The organism is Wenyingzhuangia heitensis, assembly GCF_011762155.1.
In the GTDB taxonomy this organism is placed as follows: Bacteria; Bacteroidota; Bacteroidia; order Flavobacteriales; family Flavobacteriaceae; genus Wenyingzhuangia; species Wenyingzhuangia heitensis.
Genome location: NZ_JAASQL010000001.1, coordinates 677624 through 697305, shown reverse-complemented (window position 1 = coordinate 697305; position 19682 = coordinate 677624). Strand labels below are relative to the sequence as shown.

The following is a 19682-nucleotide window of genomic DNA, read 5'->3' as shown; positions in this document are numbered from 1 at the left end:
ATTATGGGATTTATGGGTCAATTTTTATTCTGCTTCGTTTAAAAAATCTTTTAAGTTAGAGGTAAATTTATCTAACCATGATTTTTTCTTTTTAGGCACTTCTTTTTCTTGTTCAGTTACCTTAGGCTCCTCAATAACTTCCTCCTCTATTACTTCTTCTTGCTTAGGCTCTACTGTTTCAAACACAGGTGTTTCTACAACTTCTTCTTTTGTTTCTTCTGGTAACTTTTCCAATCCTTTCATTAACAAACCTACTGTGGTTGCAAATATTGGACTCGACAAAGCTTCATCAGACCCTCCTGCTAAATGCTCATTAGGATACCCTATTCTTGTATCCATTCCTGTAATATATTCTACCAATTGCTTTAAATGTTTTACCTGAGACCCTCCTCCTGTCAACACTATTCCTGCAATTAATTTTCCGTTTTGAGTGTCATGTCCATAGTTTTTAATCTCTAAGTACACTTGCTCTATAATTTCTGTAACTCTTGCGTGAATTACTTGAGACAAACTTTTTAAAGTAATTTCTTTAGGCTCTCTACCTCTTAGTCCTGGAATTGATACAATTTCATTGTCTTTGTTCTCTCCTGGCCAAGCAGACCCAAATTTTACTTTTAACAATTCTGCCTGTTTTTCTATAATAGAAAAACCCTCTTTAATGTCTTCTGTAATTACGTTTCCTCCAAAAGGAATAACAGCTGTATGGCGAATAATTCCATCTTTAAAAATGGCCAAATCGGTAGTTCCGCCTCCTATATCTATCAAAGCAACTCCTGCTTCTTTTTCCTCATCATTTAACACTGCTTCTGCAGATGCTAAAGGTTCTAACGTAATGGCAGACAATCCTAAACCAGAACTTGTCACACATCTACCTATATTTTTAATCTGAGAAACTTGTCCAACAACTACATGAAAATTAGCTTCTAATCTACCTCCGTACATTCCTATAGGTTCTGTAACATCCGATTGACTATCGATCTTAAATTCTTGTGGTAATACATGAATAATTTCCTCACCAGGCAACATAACCAATTTATGTACTTGGTTTATTAAATTTTCTATATCCTGTTCATCAATCACCTCTTCTGCATCAGGTCTAGTAATATAATCACTGTGATGAATACTTCTGATATGATGTCCCGCAATACCTACAGTAACCGTATCAATTTTTAATCCCGAAACATTTTCGGCCTCTTCAACGGCTTGCTGAATTGATTGAATTGTTTGTGTAATATTATTAACAACACCACGTTTTACCCCTAGACTTTTTGCTTTTCCTATACCTAAAACTTCAATTTTACCATACTCGTTTTCACGACCAATCATGGCAGCAATTTTAGTGGTTCCAATATCTAATCCTATAGCAATACGGTTATTTTCCATCCTTACTTATTTTGAGCAAACAACTTGATTGTTGTACTGTAAATCTATTTTTTTAAACGTGCTAGACAAACTATCTTTTTCCATATAGCTGTAAAACACTTTTAGTTTTTTTAATTTTTGATTTATTTTATTCAAATCTCCTAACAATACTTTTTGTTGATTGTAACGAGTTTGAAACCAATATCCTTCTTTATCTTTTTGAACTGAAACCACTAATTTTTTCAAAAAATCGTCTGAGTCAATTTTCTGAATTAACGGAAACACTTCCTTTGGTTTGATAAAACCATTTTTATTATTGATAACAGGAACTCTTGCTGAATAATTGCTAGACAAAGGCATTTCTAAACCTTTAGCATCTAAATAAACCACATTCTGCGTGTTATACATTCTTGCCAACGGCTTTCTTTGCTTTACACTTACTTTTAAATCTCCTATAACTCCTACAGAAACCTGTGCAGATGAGACCATTGGGTGTGCCTGCACTAGATTTTCTAGTTCTTGTAAATTTATTAAGGTTTTAGGTTGATTTTCAACATGCTTACCTTTTTGTATTAACAAGTTATTAACCATTTGATGTGTTAAGAATAAATTGTCTTCATTACTAAACGTAATTGCTACATCAGAAACAGATCGCATAGCATTTCTTTTGGATGTAAAACCCAAAACAAGCCCTACAATAAGTAGAAGCAAAACTGTTTTTATGTAAACAAAATATTTTTTCATTGCGCTAATAATAATTCTTTGGTTACTTGTTCTACCAACACCCCTATATCTCCTGCCCCCAACATAACTACCACAGTAGCATCTGTGTTTTTTACTGTATTTATTACTTCTTTTTTGGCCTGCAAAGATCTGTTATTATTACTGATTTTCTCCAATAACCAAGTAGAATTTACACCTTGAATAGGCAATTCTCTTGCTGGATAAATATCTAACAGTACTACTTCATCAAACTTTGACAAACTATTAGCAAAATCATCTATAAAATCGCGTGTTCTAGAAAATAAATGAGGCTGAAAAATCACCAATATTTTTTGCCCTGGATACATTTCTCTAACCGCACTTTCTACAGCCGCTATTTCTGTTGGGTGATGAGCATAATCATCAATCAACACAAAATCTTGTTCTTTTATTTTATAAGAAAATCGTCTTTTAACTCCACTATATGTTGCTAAAGATTCTTTTATATCTTCTAAAGACAGCCCATGTTTTTCTGCCATCGCAATAGATACCAATGCATTAGAGACATTGTGTCTTCCTGGCAAATGAAAAATTACATTTTCTACAAAACCATTAGGTGTTTTCACGTCAAACACAAAAGATCCATTTTCTATTTTTACGTTTAAAGCCTGATAATCTGCCTCCTCTTCAACACCATAAGTCAAACCATCAACAGGCAATCCTTTTTTTACAATAAGTAAATCTGTTACTTTGGCAGCAAACTCTTTAAAAGAGGTTTCTAAAGCTTCTTTTTCTCCATAAATATCTAAATGATCGGCATCCATATTAGTGATACAAGCTACGTTTGGAGACAATTGCAAGAACGAACGATCAAACTCATCTGCCTCTACAACCGATATTTTATCACCTCCTAAAATTAGATTTGAATTGTAATTCTCTGTAATCCCTCCTAAAAAAGAAGTTGCTCCCGTATTACACACATGCATAATATGTCCTAATATAGAAGATGTTGTGGTTTTACCATGCGTACCTGCTACTGCGTAACAAATAGTATTTTTAGTAATTTCTCCTAAAATAGCCGCACGCTTTATTACTGTAAAATTGTGCTCTTCAAAATAAGCCAATATCTTACTGTCTTTAGGAATTGCAGGTGTATACACCACCAACGTTTCTTTTGCATTTAAAAAAGTCTTGTTAATAGTAGCAACATCATCTACAAAAGTAATAGTCACACCTTGTGCCTCTAAAGCTTCTGTAACTAAAGATGGTGTTTTGTCATAACCCGCTACCTGCTTACCGTTTTTTACAAAATAGCTAGCAATGGCACTCATTCCAATACCCCCAATCCCCACAAAATAGATGTTCTGTATATCTTTTAATTCCACTTGACTATTTTTTCAATTTCTTCTACAATTCTAACTGTTGCATCTGGCTTAGCCAATGCTTTTATATTTTCTGACAATTGATTTGTCTTTTCTTCTTTTTGAAGCAAACATTTTATTTTAGTCATAAAATGTTCTTTTTCTGTTTCTTTTAATAGAATAGCTGCATTTTTATTTACAATAGCTGCTGCGTTTTTTGTCTGATGATCTTCTGCTACATTAGGAGACGGAATAAACAGTACAGGTTTTCCTACAATACATAATTCTGATACTGAACTTGCTCCTGCTCTTGACACAATTATATCGGCTGCAGCATAAGCCAAATCCATTTGCGAAAGGTATGCATGTGTCTGCACCCCTTTTAAACTATTGTGTTTTTTATATTCTTCTATATAAAACTTACCTGTTTGCCAAATAATTTGCAACTCGTTATTTAACAAATCTCTTAAATTGGTCTCTATAATTTGATTGATGGCTCTTGCCCCTAAACTACCACCTAAAACCAACAATGTTTTTTTAGCTGTATCTAAATTAAAATGCTGAATTCCCAATTCTCTTTTAGAAGAAATGGTTAATAAGTCTTGTCTTACAGGATTCCCTGTGAAAATTATTTTATTCGCAGGAAAAAAGCTTTCCAATCCTTCATAAGCAACACAAACTTTATCTACTTTTTTAGACAATAATTTGTTTGTAATTCCTGCATAAGAATTTTGCTCTTGTATTAACGTTGGTATTCCTTTTTTAGCAGCTACATATAACGTAGGACCGCTTGCAAAACCACCTGTTCCTATAGTAATATCAGGTTTAAAAGCACGAACAATAGCCTTTGCTTTTAAAACACTATGAACTAATTTAATAGGAAAAAGTAAATTTTTAAAACTTAAAGTTCTTTGCAAACCTGCAATCCACAAACCTTTAATTTTATATCCTGCTTGTGGAACTTTTTCCATTTCCATTTTATCTTGAGCTCCAACAAATAAAAATTCAGCCGTGGGATAACGATTTTTTAATTCGTTAGCAATAGCTATGGCAGGATAGATGTGACCACCTGTTCCCCCTCCACTAATTAATATTTTTTTTATTTTACTCATATTCTGTTATACTTCTTCTAATTGTTCATTTGGATATAAACTCTCTAACGGATCTTCACTTTGCGCTCCTAATTCCTCTTCAGTAACATTTGCAGAAGCTGTAACACTTAACACCATACCTACTGCTAAACAGGTCATCCAAATAGAAGTCCCTCCACTACTTATTAGCGGTAAAGTTTGCCCTGTTACAGGCCCTAAATTGGTTGCAACCATCATATTAATCACCGACTGAAACACAATAGGAAATCCTACTCCAACCACTAACAGCTTTCCAAAAACAGTTCCTGCTTTTTTAGTTGCTACATACATTCTAAACGTTAACATAAAGTAAGCCAGCAAAACAACACAAGCCCCCATTAACCCATACTCCTCTACAATAATGGCAAAAATAAAATCGGAAGAAGATTGCGGTAAAAAATTTTTCTGAACACTTTTACCAGGTCCTTTTCCTGTTAAACCTCCTGTGGCTATAGCTATTTTTGCATTTTCCACCTGATATCCTTCTTTCGATTCCGAATCCGAAAACGCATCTATTCTACTTATCCAAGTATCCACTCTGTTAGGCATTAAACCTGGGAAAGCTTTTGCGGCTAACACAAACAACATCAATACTAAAACTCCAGCACCTACAATCCCTGCTAAATACTTCATTGGATATCCGCCTACAAAACAAACCATCAGTACCATTAAAAAAACAATTGCCGTGGTTGAAAAATTGGCAGGTAAAATAAACATTAACACCAAGGCTATAGGTACCCAAAGCTTTAACAAACTTTCTTTAAAACTGATATCTACATCTTTGTTTTTAGCCAAATACCTGGCCGTATACACCATAATCACCAAACCTGCCAAAGTAGATGTTTGAAAACCAACTCCAATTATTGGAATACGAATCCATCTAGCTGCATTGGCTCCACCAATTGTGGTCCCCTGTGCTAGTGTTACGATTAATAATACAATTACGATAGGAATCATAACTACAGAAACTCCACTAAAATATCGGTAAGGAACTCTATGAATAAAAAACATAATTCCAAACCCCATTAACAGCAACACTGCATGCTTGATTAAAATACCAATAGTAGTACCATTTCCCGCTACATATACTAAATTGGTACTTGCACTATAAACAGGCATAAATGAAAACAATGCCAATACAGCAACCAATGCCCATATAAATAGGTCACCTTTTATGTATGATTTTATGTAACGTATAAACTTCATTTTTTATAAGTTTCTTACAGCATCTTTAAATTTACGACCTCTATCCTCATAACTTTCAAACAGATCAAAACTAGCACAAGCAGGAGATAGTAATACAGTTTCTCCTTTATCTGCTAATTTGTAAGCAATTTTTACAGCAGCATCTGCACTTTCTACTTCCTCTATAAAATCTACAATGCTACCAAATGCAGCTTTAATTTTAGTATTGTCTAATCCCAAACAAATAATTGCTTTTACTTTTTCTCTTACTAAGGGATACAACTCTGCATAATCGTTTCCTTTATCCACCCCACCTACAATCCAAACAGTTGGATTATTCATACACTCTAATGCATAAAACGTAGCATTTACATTGGTCGCTTTAGAATCGTTAATATATTCTACTCCGTTTACTTTTAATACGTGTTCTAATCTATGTTCTGCTCCCTCAAAATTCTCAAGAGACTCTAAAATAGTTTGTTTTCTAGCTTTTAACAATTGCGATGCTAACGTAGCTGCCATGGCATTTTTAGTATTGTGTTTACCTTGTAATGATAATTTTGAAATGCTCATTCTTAATTCTTTTTTTCTAATATTAATGACTATATCCTTTTGGTCAACATAAGCTCCAAATTCTTGTTTTGTTTGTAACGAGAAGGGCACTAGTTGAGCCTTTGGACTGTGTTTTTTTATCCCCTCCACAATCACAGGGTCATCGGCATCATAAATTAAATAATCAGATGCTTTTTGATTTTTGGTTATTCTAAATTTTGAATCTATGTATTTATCAAAATCATATTCATATCTATCCAAATGATCTGGAGTTATATTTGTTATCATGGCAATATGAGGTCTAAATAACTCAATTCCATCCAACTGAAAACTACTTAACTCCAATACGTATTTATCAAAATTTTGATTGGCTACTTGCTCCGCATAACTTTCTCCTATATTCCCACCAATTCCAACATTATAACCTGCTTGTTTTAACAAGTGATGCGTTAGCATGGTAGTGGTTGTTTTTCCGTTTGAACCTGTAATTCCAATTACCTTAGCAGTACTATGCTGTGCTGCAAACTCAATTTCTGAGATGATTGAAATTCCGGCTTCTTTAATATTTTTTATAAATGGAATATGATCTGGAATTCCCGGGCTTTTCACTACCACATTAGCATTCAAAATCAAACCATGTGTATGTTGTCCAGACTCAAAAGCAATTCCTTCTTTCTTTAATTGCTTTAAGTATTTTTCTTTAATCACAGATTTGTCAGATACAAAAACATCCATTCCTAACTTTTTAGCTAAAATGGCTGCCCCTACACCGCTCTCTCCTGCTCCTAGAACAACAACTCTCTTCATTTATCTCATTTTTAATGTAACAACAGACAATACTGCCAACAAGATTCCTATAATTAAAAACCTAGCTACTATTTTACTTTCGTGATATCCTTTCTTTTGATAGTGATGATGCAATGGAGCCATTTTAAAAATCCTTCTACCTTCTCCAAATTTCTTTTTTGTGTACTTAAACCATCCAACTTGTAAGACTACAGATAAATTTTCTGCAAAAAAGATTCCTGCTAAAATAGGGATTAGTAATTCTTTACGAACCGCAATAGCAATTACCGCTATAATTCCACCAATAGTTAAACTACCCGTATCTCCCATAAATACTTGAGCAGGATAAGTATTGTACCATAAAAAACCTATCAACCCACCTGCAAAAGCACTGATATAAACGGTCATTTCTCCAGAGTTTGGAATGTACATTACGTTTAAATAATCTGAGAAAATAATGTTACCAGACACCCAAGCAAAGACTCCTAAAACAGCCACAATAATAGTAGATGTTCCTGCAGCCAAACCATCAATTCCGTCTGTTAAATTAGCTCCGTTAGAAACCCCAGTTACAATAAAGATTACAACAGGTATAAAAATAAGCCAAGCATAATCTGCTGCATTATCACCCAACCAGCCTAAAACGGCTGTGTAATCAAATTCATTTCCTTTTAAAAAAGGAATAGTTGTTTTTACCGATTTATGAGCCTCTCCAAACAAATGTGTATTGGCTATCTTTTCAGAAAATGGCAATTCAGATTTCATAGTTACTGAGGGATGGAAGTAAAACATAACCCCTACAAACAACCCTAAACCAACCTGACCTAAAACTTTAAACTTTCCTTTTAGTCCTTCTTTGTCTTTTTTAAAGACTTTAATATAATCATCAATAAAACCAATAACTCCCATCCACAATGTGGTAATTATTAGAATAATTACATAAATATTATCTAGCTTAGCAAACAAAAACACCGGAATTAAGGTTGCCAAAATAATAATAAGTCCACCCATAGTAGGTGTACCTGCTTTTTGCACTTGTCCTTCTAAACCTAAATCTCTAACAGTTTCTCCTATTTGCTGTTTTCTTAAATAGTTGATTAATCTTTTACCATAAATAGTAGACAGTAATAATGAAACCATAAATGCCAACGCAGAACGGAATGTGATAAACTGAAACAAACTAGCTCCGGTTAATTGATATTCATTTTCTAAAAAATCGAATAAGTAATACAACATTATTTCTTTAGTATTTCAAAGGTTTCTATTAGTGTTTCTTTATCATTAAAATAAGTTCGCTCTCCGTTAATTTCCTGATAGGTTTCGTGTCCTTTTCCAGCCACTAAAACCACATCGTTCTTTTTTGCCAACTTACAAGCTGTTTTTATTGCCTGTCTTCTATCTTCAATTACCAAAACTTTAGAAGCATACTCATCTTTAATACCAGCCTCCATATCCTCTAAAATTGTTATAGGATTTTCTGTTCTTGGATTGTCTGATGTTAAAATAACCTGCATACTTAGTTCTGCCGAAATCGCTGCCATTATAGGTCTTTTGGTTTTATCTCTATCACCTCCACAACCTACTACCGTAATAATACTTACTCCTGGCTGAGCTACATCTTTAATCGTACTTAATATATTTTTTAAAGCATCTGGAGTGTGTGCATAATCTACCACACTTACAATTCCCGTACTAGATACTTGATATTGAAAACGACCATCTACACTTTTTAATTGACTTAATCCCGTTAACAATTCCAAATCATCCACACCTAACTCTTTCGCTACTCCATATATAGCAACTAGGTTTGATGCATTAAAACCACCTACTAACTGCACCCAAACTTCTTGATTATTGATTTGTAATAACATTCCAGAAAAACTTTTTTCAAGAATTTTTACTTTATAATCTGCTAACGTTTTTTGTGAATATGATTTTTTTGTTGCCTTGCTATTTTGCAACATTATATTTCCGTTCTTGTCATCTAGATTTGTAATGGCAAATGCATGCTTAGACAGCTCATCAAAAAAAGATTTTTTTACATCTCTATACTCACTAAATGTTTTATGATAATCTAAATGATCATGTGTGATATTGGTAAAAACTCCACCATTAAAATCTAATCCGTAGGTTCTAGACTGATGAATTCCGTGAGAACTTACTTCCATAAAACAATATTCTACACCAGCCGCTACCATTTTAGCCATAAATTGATTGATCGCCAATGAATCTGGAGTCGTATGTGTAGCAGGTAATACTTCTTGATCTATAATAATTTTTACCGTAGACAATAACCCTGTCTTATAACCTAGTAACTGAAACAATTGACACAACAAACTAGCTACTGTAGTTTTACCATTGGTACCTGTAACCCCTACTAATTTTATTTTTTCTGAGGGATGTTCATAAAAATTAGCAGCCAATTGAGCCAAGGCTATATTTGCATTTTTTACAACTATAAACACCGTAACCCTATTTATTATTTCAGGCATTTCCTCACAAACAATAACACTTGCTCCTAAAGAAATTGCTTTTTCTATATATTGATGCCCATCTACATGCACTCCTTTTTGAGCTACAAACAAAGTATCTTTCACTACTTTTCTAGAATCAAAAGCAATAGCAGAGACCCCCAACAACTGTTGATTCCAGTTTTTAGAAGCTTCTATTTTTACCTTATGTAAAATTTTATTTAATTCCATTTTAGTACAATACTACTTGTTGTCCTTTTTTAATAGCAACCCCTTGTCTTATAGATTGTTTTTTAACAAAACCTAAATCTCCATTAAGTGCCACTTTTAATCCTTTATTCTCTAACACCGAAACAGCATCCATAACAGGCATACCGTTTACGTTTGGCATTTTATTTTCTGTGCTTATATTTTCTTTTTGAAACTGATGATTAGACTCCTCTACCCTAGCCAAAACAGGAGTGTCTAACAAAACTGATTGCTCTTGTAATTCGCTTGTATAAATTTTCTGAGCAATTGCTTTAAACACAGGAGCTGCAACGGTTGCTCCATAATAACCTTTTCTTTTATTAGGTTTATTTACCACCACAATGCAAGAATACTTTGGATTTTCAGCTGGAAAAAAACCTGCAAATGAAGAAACATACTGCGTATTATCTGTCCAGTACTCGGTTTGACAAGTCCCTGTTTTACCTGCCATTGAAAAGTTTGGAGAATATAATTTTTCTCCAGTCCCTCTAACGACAACATTTTTTAAAATTTCTTGTAATTTATCTATTGTTTCTTTGGAAGCTATTTTGGAATTTAAAACTACAGGGTCAAAAGATTTTTCAACTTCTCCGTTATTTCTTAATTCTTTAATAAACTTTGGCTTTACCATTACACCATCATTTGCAATAGCGTTGTAAAAAGTAATCAACTGCAATGCTGTAACTTTTACTCCATATCCCCAAGCCATCCAAGGCAAAGAAAGACCATTCCAACTTTTAGGATCTCCTCTTTTTACATATTTAGGATCTGGAATAAATGGTTTTCCTTCTCCTTTAATAGGTACTCCTATTTTTTTACCAAAACCTAACTTATTAATTCCGTCTACAAATTTTTGAGGATTGTTATTATAAGATTCCATCACCATTTTAGCAATCCCAACATTTGAAGAAACCTCTATAGCTCTAGCCAAAGATATTTTTCCGTACCCACCTCTATGAGAATCAATAATACTTCTTCCATATACTTTAATCCTTCCTTTTTCTGTATCCACTACATCACCTGTATCCACTTTTTTATCTTCTAAACCAACTAACAAACTAGCCAACTTAAAGGTAGACCCTGGCTCTTGCGCTTCGTAAATTGCGTAATTTCTTTTCTCGTAATATCCTCCGTTAACTCCATTTCTACCTAAATTAGCAATGGCTCTAACCTCACCGGTTTTGGTCTCCATTACCACTACACAACCATGATCTGCTTCAAAAGTTTCTAATTGCTGTAACAAAGCATGATGAGCTACATCTTGAATATTTACATCAATCGTTGTAATGACATCACTTCCATCTTGTGGCTCCTGTTCATTTTTATCGTTGATTGGTTTCCACTGTCCTTTGGCAATTTTTTGTTTTTTTCGCCAACCGTGTTGTTCTCTCAAATATTTTATATAAGCTCCTTCTACTCCTACATTTCCTCTATAATCTGCATACCCAATGGTTCTCACCCCCATCTCCCCTAAAGGTCTTGCTCTTACGTTTCTTTGCTCTGTAATTACCCCTCCTCTATATTGACCTAATTTTAAAATTGGAAACGTTTTTAACCTAGCATAATCTATATACCCTAAATCTCTAGCCAAAAACAAATAACGATTTTTACGTCTTTTAGCTGTTCTTAAATATTGGTTGTAATGAGATGATGGCTTTCCAAACAAAACAGATAATGAATCACTTAAAGCATTGATGTTTTTTTCAAATACATCATTTTTAACAGATACCAAATCCAATCTTACGGTATATTTAGACATGGTTGTCGCCAACAAATCTCCACTAGTTGCGTAAATATTTCCTCTGTTAGCAAAAACCGTATCTGTTTTAATAGTACGTTGCGCAGAAATTTTACGATAACGAGCTCCCTCTACAGATTGAATAAAACCTACACGTACCGCTAAAACAACAAAAAGCACAGTTAGCAATACTACTAACCAGCCCAATCTGTCTACAATGCTTTTTTTTGTGGTACTCAACTTTATTTTATTTAGGTATTTTCACAACAATTTTTACAGGAGGTTCTTCTGAGGCCTCCAACCCCTGGTTTTCTACTTTTTCTTTTATGGTTGACTCCATTCTTAAGTGAGTTACCTTAGTAGCGCTATCAACATATTCAGCTTTTAGTACTCTTATTTTTTTAGTTAAATAGGCTATTTTTATTACCTTTTCATCAGTACTATGTGCACACGTAATCATAACTATAGACATTCCTAAAACCACAAAAATTACTTTCCAGTTTTTAAAAGAATCATTTTTAACTAAAAAATCCCCCTTTAATATTCCTGACACAAACTCACCAACTCCTATCATCCGTTTTTAAGCTTTGCTATTCTTAATTTTGCGCTTCGTGCCCTGTTATTAATTTTAATTTCTTCTTTAGTAGGCACTATTAAACCACCTACTTTTTCCATAGGCACACTAAAGTTTCCATAAAAATCTTTTTCAGGTTCTCCCTCAAACATTCCTTTCTGAATAAATCTCTTCACCAATCTATCTTCTAAAGAATGATACGAGATCACACTCAACCTTCCGTCTTCTGTTAAGACATCTGGAATTTGAGTTAAAAATTCTTTCAACACCTCTAATTCTTGATTCACCTCTATTCTTAAGGCTTGAAATATTTGAGCTAAAATTTTATGCTCTTTAGCTTTTGGCAAAAAAGAAGCTAACACTTCCTTCAACTCAAAGCTTGTTTCTATTTTATTATCCACCCTAGCCTCTACAATTACCTTAGCCATTGCTCTACCATTTCTTAACTCTCCGTATTGAAACAATAAGTTTGCTAGATCTTCTTGAGAATACTTGTTTATAATATGAGAAGCACTTACTTCAGCTTTTTGATCCATACGCATGTCTAATTGCGCATTAAAACGAGTTGAAAATCCTCTTTCTGCTTGATCAAACTGATGAGAAGACACTCCAAAATCACCCAAAACACCATCTACTTTTTTAGCCCCATAGAACCTTAAAAAACGCTGAATATATCTAAAATTCTGAGGAATTAAGGTAAAACGCTCATCATCCAAAGCATTTTCATGCGCATCAGGATCTTGATCAAAAGCAAACAATTTTCCGTTCTCACCCAAACGAGACAAAATCTCCCTAGAATGACCACCGCCACCAAAAGTCACATCCACATACACTCCATCAGACTTTATCTCTAAAGCATCTACACTTTCTTTTAACAACACCGGATTATGATAACTCATCTTCTTCTGTATTTAAACCGCCCATTACTTGTTCTGCCAATTCAGCAAAATCATCTAAAGCACCATTGATTGCATTCTCATACAATTCTTTATCCCATATCTCTATAATTGACACTGCCGATGACAACACCACTTCTTTTTTTATTTTAGAATAAGCCAACAAATCTTTTGGCAATAACAATCTACCAGAAGCATCTAATTCAACATTTTTAACCCCCGCGGTAAACAATCGGATAAAATCATTGTTCTTTTTTACAAAACGATTTAGTTTCCCCACTTGCCCCATTACCTTGTTCCACTCTTTAATAGGATATAGTTCCAAACAAGGCTGAAACACAGAACGCTTTAACACAAACCCCTCATACACAACACCTTTCAACTGTTTTTTCAACCCAGCAGCAAGCATCACACGACCTTTCGTGTCTGTTTTACATTCGTATGTTCCTATTAATGCTTCCACCTATTCTATTCTATTTTTCAAAAATATAAAATATTTTACCACTTTTTACCACTTTACCCCACATTGTTGATAAGTTTTCCCACAAAGCACCTAAATCCTTACATTTTAAATATCAACTAGTTAAGAACTCTATTTTCTAGAAAACAGCTATATTTAACAATTCGTGTTTTTTTGTCAAAAAAAGTTTACATTTGTGCCAAACCTAAGCCTAGAAAATAAGCATGGAATATAACGTTAAAACGGAGGGAGAGTTTAAATACATTGAAGCTGGAGAAGGTAAGACAATTATCGTTTTACACGGTTTAATGGGGACTCTTGATGATTTTGCGGGTGTGGTAAAACACTTTTCTAAAAACGGATACAGAGTATTAGTACCTGAATTACCTATATATACATTACCTATAATTAAGACAAACGTTAAGAATTTAGCTAAGTTTGTAAAGAGTTTTATGGAATTTAAAAACGTTCCTAACGCTACTTTACTAGGGAACTCATTAGGTGGTCATGTTTCTTTGTATATTACAAAAGCATTCCCCGAATTGGTAGACTCTCTTGTACTTACAGGTAGCTCTGGATTGTATGAAAACGCAATGGGAGACACTTACCCTAAAAGAGGGGATTATGAATATATTAAAGCCAAAACAGAAGCAGTATTTTACGACCCTAAAACAGCTACAAAAAAAATGGTTGATGATTTATTTGAAATTGTAAACGATAGAAATTGTGCGATTAGAATTTTAGCCTTGGCAAAAAGTGCGATTAGACACAATATGGCTAAGGACTTACCAAACATGAAAGTGCCTACTTGTTTAGTTTGGGGAAAACAAGACAATGTTACACCACCAGACGTAGCAAATGAATTCAATCAATTAATGCCAAATTCTGAATTATTTTGGATTGATAAATGTGGTCATGCCCCTATGATGGAACATCCACTTTTATTTAACGAAACAGTAAATGCTTGGTTTGACAAAAACAACATAAAATAATGCAGATTAAATCTGCCGAATTTATTATAAGTAATTCTGAGGTCTCTAAATGTCCTACAGAAAAACTTCCTGAATACGCTTTTATTGGAAGATCTAACGTTGGTAAATCTTCTTTAATTAATATGCTTACAGGAAGAAATAAACTTGCAAAAACTTCGGGTACCCCAGGAAAAACACAATTAATCAATCACTTTAAGATAAATAAAAATTGGTTTTTGGTCGATTTACCAGGGTATGGATATGCTCGTGTATCTAAAACAACTAAAAAAGAATTTCAAAGTTTTATTACCGATTATTTTAAACAACGCAAAGAATTAGTTTGCACATTTGTATTGGTAGACTCTCGTCATACTCCACAAAAAATTGATGTAGATTTTATGGAATTTTTAGCAGAAAATGAAATTCCTTTTGCAATTATCTTTACCAAAACAGACAAGCTAAAGCCAAAAGCAATTACTCAAAACATAGCCAAGTACGAAGCAGCTATGTTAAAAGATAGATTTGAATATTTCCCTACATATTTTACTTCATCATCTGCCAACAAAAATGGTAAAAATGATATTTTAAACTTTATTGAGACCATCAATAATGATTTTTATGCAGGAAACCTATAACTAGCATTGGTTATGCATTCTACAAAAAAAAACTTGCAAATTCTTTTTGAAGACAATCATATTGTTGTCATCAACAAGCGTTCTGGAGACATTACACAAGGAGATAAAACAGGAGACAAGCCTTTAAGCGATGTTGTTAAAGAATACATAAAAGAGAATGAAAACAAACCCGGAAATGTTTATTTAGGAGTTGTACACAGACTAGACAGACCTACATCTGGAATTGTAATTTTCGCAAAAACGTCTAAAGCTTTAGAACGACTGAACAAAGCTTTAAGAGATAAAAAAATAGACAAAACTTATTGGGCCGTTGTAAACAAAATTGATATTCCTGTAAAACAGACTTTATCTCATTATTTGATAAAAAACCCAAAGAACAACAAATCTAATATTTGCCAACCCACTACTCAAGGGGCAAAACACGCAATATTACATTATCAAATTCTTAAAAAGTTAAATAATTTTCAATTGTTAAAAATTGAACTAGAAACAGGAAGGCACCACCAAATAAGAGTTCAACTTTCTTCTATAGGATGCACCATTAAAGGAGATTTAAAATACGGTGCTAAAAGAAGTAATAAAGACGGAAGTATTCATTTACACGCTCGTAAAATTTCTTTTATTCATCCTGTAAAAAAAGAGCCTATCACTTTAACAGCTCCAGTTCCTAATGATGTTATTTGGAAAGCTTGTGAAAGTTAAAACTCCTAATAATTAAGGGATCCCCATTACATTACGTTGAACACTTTGTATTTGTTGCTGCATCACTTGATTATGATGAGACTGCTGTTGCTGTAACATATTCTGATGAAATTGATTATGAAACCAAGAATTATTGTTTTTCTTTTCTCTCTTTCTTTTCTTCTTCTTTTTAGTATGATCACTCAAATCAGTAGACACCGATAAACTAGGTATAATTAGTTTGGGTACATAAGCAATAGTGTCTTTTAATGTATAAAAAAGAACTATTTTCTCCTATTTCTAAATTAGTAGAAACCAAAACAACATCTTTACTCTCTTTTAAACTTTTACTTAAATTTCTCTTTTTGTTTTTATTGCTTTGCCCAAAAGCAAGTAATGTTACTAAACAAAAAGAAACAATTAAGACATTTCTTTTCATAACTTTTTTCTCCAAAAATAAAAAAGCCTGATACAAAATCAGGCTTTCAAATCTTATTTTATATCAAAATATTAAGCACAGTAATCATCATAAGCTCCAAACAAGTTTTCTGCAATTGCTTCAGCAGCCCCCCTCAATGTGATCACGCTCTAACATATGTATCAATTGACCATCTTTAAACAATGTAACCGCTAGTGATGATGGAGGAAAAGAAATCACAAACTCACTTGCTTTTTGAACAGCCACACATTAAATAAATTAACAAATCCCTGCACAACACCCTCATAAACTATCAAAAACATAATTAAACAAGATAAAAACAACATTATCCTTACAAAAAACAACCTTGTTTTAACATAAACAAAATACTATCAATAAAACCACGTAGTTTTAAACCATAAACTAATGAAAACCAAAAGAAATTAAAGCTCTAAAATACTAGTTAAGACCTTTTTTTTTTAGGTATTCACTAAACCAAAAGTCAATGAAATCACAAATAAAAACAAAGTTAAAAACAGCTGGGTTCGCACTTATTTTAGCATCCGGCTTATCTTGCTCTAATGAAATAGAACAAGAAACTTACAACCTAAAAGAAACAAGTTTTGATCTTGGAACTGAAGACAAATTTGGAACCCCTAGAGCATACAACACTAACTCGTATTTTACAGGTACTGGTAACGCAAGTGTAAACTTTACAGGAACCACAAGTACTCAACTAAACACGTTGATTAGAAATACTAGTGGACAAAAAATAATTAAGATTCCTCGTAAAAACTATACTTGGGGTGAAGTAAATTTAAAATCTGGTATTCATTTACAAATTGCAGCAGGTACTGTTATAAAACCTACAAACAACAATGTTAGACGTATTTTTAATATTGGTACCTCTGCCAAAGGAGCAAGAGTTACCAATACTAGTATTTCTGGTGTAGGAGGAGGATTTACGATTGATTTATCTGCACTAGCAAACCTAAACAAAAACATGGCCGCAGTAAGAATAGGAAGAGTTACTGACTTTAAATTATTTAACTTCACTATTAAAGACAGAAGAACCTCTTTGGCTTCTATTTTATTAAATTATGTTGCCAATGCAAATCAAGATAATCAACCATTTGCCAAACAAGGAATTATCCAAAAAATTAGACAAACAGGAGCACATACTGGATATGGTTTAATTCAAGGATACTCAGCAGATCAAATTTTATTTAAAGATTTAGACTGCCAAGGTGGTGTTACTTTAAGACTTGAGACTGATGACAGGTCTATGAAAAATGATGTTATCAAAACCCCTAGTAAAAAGTTTGGTATGTTTAGAATATTTGCAGACGATATTACCTGTACAGACGGTATATGTCCATTAATGCTATCTCCTCACTTTACTCAAAACGGAAAAGTTACAGCAAAAAAAATCACATCTACAGGATGTGCATTTGCTGTAAGAATTGAACATGGGTTTATTGAAGTATTTGATAAAAATAAAACATACACTGCATCTCAAAGAACTCAGTTTACAAACTTTATTTCTAATCAAATTTCTGGAGTAGCCAACAATCAAAAATTTATTGGGAACGCATACAGAAGAGCTAACGGAACACAATGGGCAATAAGAATTACAGATGCTTCAATTAACGGAAATTTAACACCTTACATAAAAAACCAAATAGGAAACTTAAAAAATGGAAGTTTTCAAAATGCTACTTTTGGAAATGTTAGAGCAAACAAAGGTTCTGGAAATAAAGCTAAATTAAAACAAGGTTTCTTAAAATTCTACTCTTGTAACACAATAACAAATACGATTAAAAGACCTACAAATACAGGTATGCCCAACGGTTTTGAGTACTACGGACCTGCTTTAGGTTTAAAGTTTGACAACACCCAAGGTGTAGGAAACGGAAACTACAAAATTACAGTCAACGGAAGCTTTACAGGAGGGAGTGGAACAAACATCCTACACAATACTCCTGCAAAATGCAACAGCCCTGCAATTGGACAAATTGGAACTGTAAGCGGTAGTTTCTTTTAGAACCCCTTATTACTATCAAAATAAAACCCTCTAGTGACAAATCATTAGAGGGTTTTATTTTGATAAAAAACTAAAGATTAAGCACAATACTCATCATAAGCTCCAGACAAGTTTGCTGCAATTGCCTCAGCAGAATGCCCTTCAATGTGATGACGCTCTAACATATGTACCAATTGTCCATCTTTAAACAATGCAACCGCTGGTGAAGACGGAGGAAAAGGAATCATAAATTCTCTAGCCTTTTGTACTGCTGGAGCATCAACTCCTGCAAATACAGTCCCTAAGCTTGTTGGTAATTTTGCATTTTGTAAAGAAGCAATTACTCCTGGTCTTGCAGTTCCTGCAGCACAACCACAAACTGAATTTACTACTACTAAAGCAGTTCCTTCTTTTGCAATAAATGATTCAACATCTGCTGGAGATTTTAAAGCCTCTACTCCTGCTTGTACTAATTGAGCTTCCATTGGAGCCGTTAATTCTTGTGGATACATATCTATATACTTTTTAAAATTCTATAATAACAATTCTGAATTCAGAATCGATATGCAAATTTAGACAATAAATATTCCAAAACCTTACAGTCTGACACATTATCAATTCTTAACAAAAATTAAAATTAGTACTACGTAGTATCACTGACAAATCTTCCGATTCTATTTAAGGCAAGATTCTTGTTTTACTTAGTACTTTAATACAAAAACATACAAATGAAAAAATTTGCAAGCTGGATTGGAGCAGGAATTGGATGGGCTGCCGGTGGACCTATTGGTGCTGCCTTAGGTTACTTAATTGTATCGGCTCTAAAAGGAGCTACTTCTGATTATTCTGAATTTCAAACCAACAACAATACTTACACCAACAAAACAACTCAGGCTGGAGATTTTGAAATTAGCTTGCTTTTTTTAGCTGCTATTGTTATTAAAGCCGATGGGAAAATATTACAAAAAGAATTAGATTACGTTCGTACTTATTTTGTGCAGATGTATGGAAAAGACAGAGCGAATAATGCTTTTAAATTATTTAAAGGAATTATTAACGACACCACTTTATCTACCCAAGAAGTTTGTACACAAATAAGAAATCACATGACAGCTGAATCTCGCTCTCAGTTAATTCATTTCTTGTTTGCCATTGCAAAATCTGATGGACATGTAGCCGATATTGAAATACAAACCATTCAGTCTATTGCGAACTATCTATACATTAGCCAAGCAAATTTCAATTCTATAAAAGCGATGTTTTATGATAACTCTGAATCAGCTTACCAAATATTAGAAGTAGAAAAAACAGCTACTAATGATGAACTTAAAAAAGCGTACCGTAGATTGGTCAAAGAACATCATCCTGATAAGTTAGCCCATTTAGGAGAAGAACATTTAAAGGGAGCGCAAGAAAAATTTCAGAAAATTCAAGAAGCATACGAAACCATCAAAAAAGAAAGAGGAATTTAATTAATCCTTCCAAACC

18 protein-coding genes and 1 pseudogene are annotated in these 19682 nt (G+C 33.4%); 5 read left to right on the top strand and 14 right to left on the bottom strand.

The genetic code is table 11. The features are described from left to right. Window positions 1-24 precede the first annotated feature (24 nt). The 12 genes from ftsA to mraZ all read right to left on the bottom strand — a co-directional run bounded on the left by ftsA (window position 25) and on the right by mraZ (window position 13469). Entirely contained in the window at window positions 25-1383 is a 1359-nt protein-coding gene (gene ftsA / locus FHR24_RS02945) for a cell division protein FtsA (protein WP_167183634.1), read from the bottom strand. 6 nt (window positions 1384-1389) lie between these two features. Continuing rightward, a complete protein-coding gene (locus tag FHR24_RS02940; RefSeq protein WP_167183631.1) occupies window positions 1390-2019 on the bottom strand; it encodes a cell division protein FtsQ/DivIB in 630 nt (209 codons plus the stop codon). An 83-nt stretch (window positions 2020-2102) separates the two neighbouring features. Then, window positions 2103-3449 carry a UDP-N-acetylmuramate--L-alanine ligase gene (murC, locus tag FHR24_RS02935; protein WP_167183628.1) on the bottom strand — a complete coding sequence of 449 codons (1347 nt, stop codon included), beginning with the start codon at window positions 3447-3449 and terminating at the stop codon, window positions 2103-2105. Next, the gene (murG, locus tag FHR24_RS02930; RefSeq protein WP_167183625.1) at window positions 3440-4537 is read right to left on the bottom strand and encodes an undecaprenyldiphospho-muramoylpentapeptide beta-N-acetylglucosaminyltransferase; all 1098 of its coding nucleotides are present in this window, start codon (window positions 4535-4537) and stop codon (window positions 3440-3442) included. Before murG ends, murC begins: the two co-directional genes overlap by 10 nt. 6 nt (window positions 4538-4543) lie before the next feature. Next, window positions 4544-5752 carry an FtsW/RodA/SpoVE family cell cycle protein gene (locus tag FHR24_RS02925; RefSeq protein ID WP_167186893.1) on the bottom strand — a complete coding sequence of 403 codons (1209 nt, stop codon included), beginning with the start codon at window positions 5750-5752 and terminating at the stop codon, window positions 4544-4546. 12 nt (window positions 5753-5764) lie between these two features. After that, window positions 5765-7099 carry a UDP-N-acetylmuramoyl-L-alanine--D-glutamate ligase gene (gene murD, locus FHR24_RS02920; protein WP_167183622.1) on the bottom strand — a complete coding sequence of 445 codons (1335 nt, stop codon included), beginning with the start codon at window positions 7097-7099 and terminating at the stop codon, window positions 5765-5767. Next, complete coding sequence (mraY, locus tag FHR24_RS02915) at window positions 7100-8314, bottom strand: phospho-N-acetylmuramoyl-pentapeptide-transferase (RefSeq protein WP_167183619.1); 1215 nt, start codon at window positions 8312-8314, stop codon at window positions 7100-7102. Then, window positions 8314-9780: a UDP-N-acetylmuramoyl-L-alanyl-D-glutamate--2,6-diaminopimelate ligase gene (locus FHR24_RS02910; protein ID WP_167183616.1), complete on the bottom strand. Its 1467-nt coding sequence runs from the start codon at window positions 9778-9780 to the stop codon at window positions 8314-8316. Before FHR24_RS02910 ends, mraY begins: the two co-directional genes overlap by 1 nt. Window position 9781: 1 nt before the next feature. Continuing rightward, complete coding sequence (locus FHR24_RS02905; RefSeq protein WP_167183613.1) at window positions 9782-11776, bottom strand: penicillin-binding protein; 1995 nt, start codon at window positions 11774-11776, stop codon at window positions 9782-9784. Between the two features lie 7 nt (window positions 11777-11783). Further along, window positions 11784-12110, bottom strand: a complete 327-nt coding sequence (locus FHR24_RS02900; RefSeq protein WP_167183610.1) for an FtsL-like putative cell division protein — start codon at window positions 12108-12110, stop codon at window positions 11784-11786. Further along, complete coding sequence (gene rsmH, locus FHR24_RS02895) at window positions 12107-13009, bottom strand: 16S rRNA (cytosine(1402)-N(4))-methyltransferase RsmH (RefSeq protein ID WP_167183607.1); 903 nt, start codon at window positions 13007-13009, stop codon at window positions 12107-12109. The genes FHR24_RS02900 and rsmH overlap by 4 nt, the downstream gene beginning before the upstream one ends. Beyond that, window positions 12996-13469 carry a division/cell wall cluster transcriptional repressor MraZ gene (mraZ, locus tag FHR24_RS02890; RefSeq protein ID WP_167183604.1) on the bottom strand — a complete coding sequence of 158 codons (474 nt, stop codon included), beginning with the start codon at window positions 13467-13469 and terminating at the stop codon, window positions 12996-12998. The genes rsmH and mraZ overlap by 14 nt, the downstream gene beginning before the upstream one ends. A gap of 221 nt (window positions 13470-13690) precedes the next feature. On the opposite strand from mraZ, the gene FHR24_RS02885 reads away from it, so the two are divergent. From FHR24_RS02885 to FHR24_RS02875, 3 genes are read left to right on the top strand one after another with little or no spacing between them, the layout of a single operon-like run. Beyond that, window positions 13691-14458, top strand: a complete 768-nt coding sequence (locus FHR24_RS02885) for an alpha/beta fold hydrolase (protein ID WP_167183601.1) — start codon at window positions 13691-13693, stop codon at window positions 14456-14458. After that, window positions 14458-15072 (top strand): ribosome biogenesis GTP-binding protein YihA/YsxC, encoded by a 615-nt coding sequence (gene yihA / locus FHR24_RS02880; RefSeq protein ID WP_167183598.1) that lies wholly within the window; start codon window positions 14458-14460, stop codon window positions 15070-15072. The genes FHR24_RS02885 and yihA overlap by 1 nt, the downstream gene beginning before the upstream one ends. Window positions 15073-15084: 12 nt before the next feature. Further along, complete coding sequence (locus FHR24_RS02875; protein WP_167183595.1) at window positions 15085-15774, top strand: RluA family pseudouridine synthase; 690 nt, start codon at window positions 15085-15087, stop codon at window positions 15772-15774. Between the two features lie 489 nt (window positions 15775-16263). On the opposite strand, the pseudogene FHR24_RS02870 reads toward FHR24_RS02875, so the two are convergent. Further along, window positions 16264-16435: pseudogene (locus FHR24_RS02870) on the bottom strand (BrxA/BrxB family bacilliredoxin); the annotation flags it as partial. A gap of 241 nt (window positions 16436-16676) precedes the next feature. Here FHR24_RS02870 and FHR24_RS02865 point away from each other — a divergent pair. Next, a complete protein-coding gene (locus FHR24_RS02865; protein WP_167183592.1) occupies window positions 16677-18215 on the top strand; it encodes a hypothetical protein in 1539 nt (512 codons plus the stop codon). A gap of 77 nt (window positions 18216-18292) precedes the next feature. On the opposite strand, the gene FHR24_RS02860 is transcribed toward FHR24_RS02865, so the two are convergent. Continuing rightward, window positions 18293-18706 (bottom strand): BrxA/BrxB family bacilliredoxin, encoded by a 414-nt coding sequence (locus FHR24_RS02860; RefSeq protein WP_167183589.1) that lies wholly within the window; start codon window positions 18704-18706, stop codon window positions 18293-18295. A 216-nt stretch (window positions 18707-18922) separates the two neighbouring features. Between FHR24_RS02860 and FHR24_RS02855 the strand changes: the two genes are divergently transcribed. Continuing rightward, window positions 18923-19666 carry a TerB family tellurite resistance protein gene (locus tag FHR24_RS02855; protein ID WP_167183586.1) on the top strand — a complete coding sequence of 248 codons (744 nt, stop codon included), beginning with the start codon at window positions 18923-18925 and terminating at the stop codon, window positions 19664-19666. Window positions 19667-19682 lie beyond the last annotated feature (16 nt).